This window comes from Ramlibacter sp. (assembly GCF_013697775.1).
Classification (GTDB): Bacteria; Pseudomonadota; Gammaproteobacteria; order Burkholderiales; family Burkholderiaceae_C; genus Ramlibacter.
In genome coordinates this window covers 1-4,452 of the sequence record NZ_JACCWG010000305.1, presented here as the reverse complement: position 1 = coordinate 4,452, position 4,452 = coordinate 1, and the positions used below count along the sequence as shown (strand labels likewise).

Genomic DNA, 4,452 nt, shown 5'->3' with positions numbered 1-4,452 from the left:
CGCCGCCCTGTTCGAGGACGACGAGGCACGCCGCGCCATCCTGGAGCTGCGCCAGCGCATGGAAAGCCAGCGCCAGGCCGGCTCCGACGAGGTGCGCCGCCTGGGCGACGAGAACAACCAGCTGCGCCGCAGCCTGCTGGAGCTGCAAAACCAGATCGAAGGGCTGCGCGGCGACATGGCGCGGTTGCGCGGCGAGAACGAAGGCCTGGCGCGCGACCTGTCGGAGGTGCAGCGCCGCCAGAAGGACATCGCCACGGGGGTGGAAGACCGCCTGCGCAAGTTCGAGCCGGTGAAGGTCACGGTGGACGGCCGGGAACTCACGGTGGAGCCCACCGAGCAGCGCGACTTCGACGCCGCGCTGGCCACCTTCCGCAAAGGCGACTTCCCTGCCGCGCAGACGGCGTTCGGCGAATTCGTGCGGCGCTATCCGCAAAGCGGCTACAAGGCGACGGCGCTGTTCTGGCTGGGCAACGCGCAGTACGCCAACCGCGACTACCGCGGCGCCATCGCCAACTTCCGCGCGCTGATCGCGCAGACGCCCGACCACCAGCGCGCGCCCGAGGCGGTGCTGTCGATCGCGAACTGCCAGATCGAGCTGAAGGACAACGTGGGCGCGCGCCGCACGCTGGACGAACTGATCAAGGCCTACCCGCAGTCCGAAGCCGCGGTGGCCGCGCGCGAGCGCCTGGCGCGCCTGCGCTGACCATCACGTGAAGACAGCGCGCGGGCCGTGACGCACCTGGACGAGGCTGTCGACCTGCAGCGCCGCTTCGGCGGCCTGGAGCGGCTGTACGGCATGCAGGGCGCCGCCGGCATCCGCGCGGCGCACGTGGCCGTCATCGGCATCGGCGGCGTCGGCTCCTGGGCGGCCGAGGCGCTGGCGCGCAGCGGCGTGGGCGAACTCACGCTGGTGGACCTGGACCACATCGCCGAATCCAACATCAACCGGCAGATCCACGCGCTGGATTCCACGGTGGGCCAGGCCAAGGTGCAGGCCATGCGCGAGCGCATCGCGCAGATCCACCCCGGGTGCCGCGTGCACGCGGTCGAAGAATTCGCCGAGCCCGAGAACTGGCCGGCACTGCTGCCGCCCGGCGTGACCGCGGTCATCGACGCCTGCGACCAGGTGAAGGCCAAGGCCGCCATGGCGGCGTGGTCGCTGGCCAGGGCCAACAAGGGTGTGCTGTTCATCGCCTGCGGCGCGGCCGGCGGCAAGCGCCTGGCGCACAAGGTGGACGTGGACGATCTGGCGCACACCACGCACGACCCGCTGCTGGCGCAGCTGCGCTACCGGCTGCGCAAGTCGCATGGCGCGCCCAAGGAGGGCAAGCGCATCGGCGTGGCCTGCGTGTTCAGCCGCGAAGCCGTGGCCCCGCCCGACGCGAGCTGCGCCATCGAGGGCGACGGCAGCCTGAATTGCCACGGCTACGGATCGGTGGTCAGCGTGACGGCGACCTTCGGCCAGTGCGCCGCCGGATGGGTGCTGGACAAACTTGCGACCACTGCCGTGAAAAAAGCCGTTTCAACCACGCTATAATCGCGGGCTTTGCTGCGGTGCAATGCCGCAGCACAAGCGCATTTCAAGGTAGGGGACGTTAGCTCAGTTGGTAGAGCAGCGGACTTTTAATCCGTTGGTCGCAGGTTCGACCCCTGCACGTCCTACCAAAACACTCTGCGCGCCATCGGGTGCTGCTCCTGCGAACGGGGCCTGGCGCCACGCCATCCCACCGAGCCGATGCTTGCGTCCAGCTGACTGCGTCCGTCAAGCACGCGGCGCGCGCTCCGGGACGTTTGACGCTCCCACGCCAACTCAAATAGGCTTGAAGCCAGTCAACTCACCCCACAGAGCGCGACGATGTCTTCATGGAATCTCCACAGCAAATCAACCGCCAGCCCGGTTTCGGATGCCGAGTGGGCGGCACGTGTCGAACTGGCCGCCGCCTACCGGATCTTCGCCCATCTCGGATGGTCGGAGATCATCTACAACCACCTGTCAGTGCGCGTTCCCGGCGAGCCGGATTGCATGCTGATCAATCCGTTCGGGCTCACCTATGACGAGGTCTGCGCGTCCAACCTGGTGAAGACCAACAGCAAGGCCGACGCCCTGAACGGGCAATGGCCGCCCAACGTGGGCGGCATCACCTCCCACTGGGCCCTGCACGACAACATCGCCGACGCCCACTGCGTGATGCACGTGCACACCACGGCGGGCGTGGCCGTGGCCTGCCATCCCGACGGCCTGCTGCTCAACAGCATCCACGCCTGCCAGCTGCAGAACCTCATCGCCTACCACGACTTCGAGGGCGTGACCACGCGGCCCGACGAAGGCGTGCGCATCGCCGCGAGCATCCAGGACAAGCCGGCGCTGATCATGCGCAACCATGGGCTGCTCACCTGGGGCGACACGGTGGCGCGGGCCTTCACGACCATGTGGCTGCTCAACCGCGCCTGCGAGGTCCAGCTGGCGGCGCTGTCCATGGGCACCATGCTGCCGGTGTCGCAAGAGGTGCGGCGGCGCTGCGCCGACGTGTCCTTTCATTTCAACAAGGACTACGGCGCGGGCCAGGACCTGTTCGACGCCATGGTCCGCAAGATCGACAAGATCGATCCGAGCTACAGGACCTGACTTCCATCAACGTGCCAGACCCAGGGAGATCCTTCCAGTGACACACCACCCGGCAAAGGAATACGACGTCATCGTCGTGGGCGGCGGCCCCGCCGGCGCCACCGTCTCGACCTTCATCGCCATGCGCGGGCACAAGGTCCTGCTGCTCGAACGCAGCACGGTCCCGCGCTACCAGATCGGGGAATCGCTGCTGCCCGCCACCATCAACGGGATCTGCGTCCTGCTGGGTGTGCACGAAGAGCTGCAGGCCGCGGGCTTCGAGAAGAAGTTCGGCGGCGCCTTCCGCTGGGGCCGCGATCCCGAGCCGTGGTTCTTCAACTTCCGCGGGGTGGAAGGATCGGACCGTCCCGCCAACGCCTACCAGGTGGAGCGCTCCAAGTTCGACCACATCCTGCTGATGAACGCCAGGAAGAAAGGCGTGGAAGTCAGGACCGAGTGCTCCGCCCACGAGGCGATCGAGGAGAACGGCCGCGTGGTCGGACTCTCGTTCACCGACGAAAAGGGCGCCTTCGCTTCGGCGCGCGCCAGGTTCGTGGTCGATGCGTCGGGCAACGCCGGGAAGTTCAGCGCGCTGGTCGGGCAACGGGTCTACTCCGAGTTCTTCAAGAACTTCGCGCTGTTCGGCTACTACGAGAACGGCAAGCGCCTGCCCGAGCCCCGCTCCGGCCACATCCTGTCGGCGGCGTTCGACGAGGGTTGGTTCTGGTACATCCCCCTGTCCAAGACGCTGACCAGCGTGGGCGCCGTGTTCCAGGCGCCGCCCGATTCGCGCAAGCCGATCGAAGGCAACCTGGAAGAAGCGATGGCCGCGTTCATCGCCCGCTGCCCGATCATCTCGGACTTCCTCAAGGACGCGAAGCGCGTGACCGAAGGCACCTACGGGCAGCTGCGGGTGCGCAAGGACTGGTCCTATGCCTGCGACAAGTTCTGGCGCAACGGGCTGGCGCTGATCGGGGATTCCGCCTGCTTCGTGGATCCGCTGTTGTCGCAGGGCGTGCACCTGGCGACCTACTCGGGGCTGCTGGCCGCGCGCTCCATCAACAGCTGCCTGGACGGAGTGACCGAGGAGAGCGACGCCTTCGCGGAGTTCGAGGCACGCTACCGCCGCGAATACGGGCTGTTCTACCAGTACCTGACCTCGCTGTACGACATGAACAGCGACCAGCAGTCGTTCTTCTGGCGCGCGCGCAGCCTGCTGAACACGCCGGAGCGGGGCAACGATGCGTTCGTCCGCCTGCTCGCCGGCGAGGCGCCCGGCGATCCCGCGGTGTCCTCGGCCCAGCGCTTCTTCGACGCACGGCTCGGCGCGGGAGACCAGCTGGAAGGCATGATGAATCCTACCTATGCGGCGCGCTCGCCCCGCGCCGGCGACGCGGCCGCGGCGCCCCACGCGGTGCAGGACTTCGCCGGCATGCAGGCGCTCATCCCGCAGCTGGACAGCGAGGGCAAGCGGATCCAGATCGCCGCCCGCTCCGGCGGCCAGAGCCCGCAGGAGCGACCCATCCGCGACAACGGGCTGGTCACCACGCCGGACGGGCTGGGCTGGATGAAGCACACCGAGCCCGCACCGCAGCCGGCGGACCAGGCAGCGGCGGTCCTTTGAACGGCGCGCGAGCCCAGCCGCGCCTGCGACATCGCGAGCGATCGTTCCCATGGCGAACACCGACACCGACGTCCTGATCATTGGCGCGGGCCCCTATGACCTGCCCCCTTACAGCCATACCAATCTAAATTCCAGGAGGTCCGTCAACCAGGAGAATGACGGACATGAAGAAGAGCAGGTTTACCGAAGAGCAGATCATTGGTTTCATCAAGCAGGCGGCGGC

At 67.6% G+C, this 4,452-nt stretch carries 4 protein-coding genes and 1 tRNA gene; all 5 read left to right on the top strand.

Annotated features, from left to right (window positions below; all coding sequences use genetic code 11):
- Positions 1–703: tol-pal system protein YbgF (gene ybgF, locus H0U68_RS15295; protein ID WP_296357058.1), on the top strand; the 703-nt coding region annotated here is incomplete at its 5' end.
- Between the two features lie 93 nt (positions 704–796).
- Positions 797–1,537, top strand: a complete 741-nt coding sequence (locus H0U68_RS15290; RefSeq protein ID WP_296357060.1) for a tRNA threonylcarbamoyladenosine dehydratase — start codon at positions 797–799, stop codon at positions 1,535–1,537.
- Between the two features lie 52 nt (positions 1,538–1,589).
- Positions 1,590–1,665: transfer RNA gene (locus tag H0U68_RS15285), tRNA-Lys, on the top strand.
- Positions 1,666–1,855: 190 nt separating this feature from the next.
- A complete protein-coding gene (locus tag H0U68_RS15280) occupies positions 1,856–2,626 on the top strand; it encodes a class II aldolase/adducin family protein (RefSeq protein WP_296357057.1) in 771 nt (256 codons plus the stop codon).
- Between the two features lie 37 nt (positions 2,627–2,663).
- The gene (locus H0U68_RS15275) at positions 2,664–4,229 is read left to right on the top strand and encodes a tryptophan 7-halogenase (RefSeq protein WP_296357056.1); all 1,566 of its coding nucleotides are present in this window, start codon (positions 2,664–2,666) and stop codon (positions 4,227–4,229) included.
- Positions 4,230–4,452 lie beyond the last annotated feature (223 nt).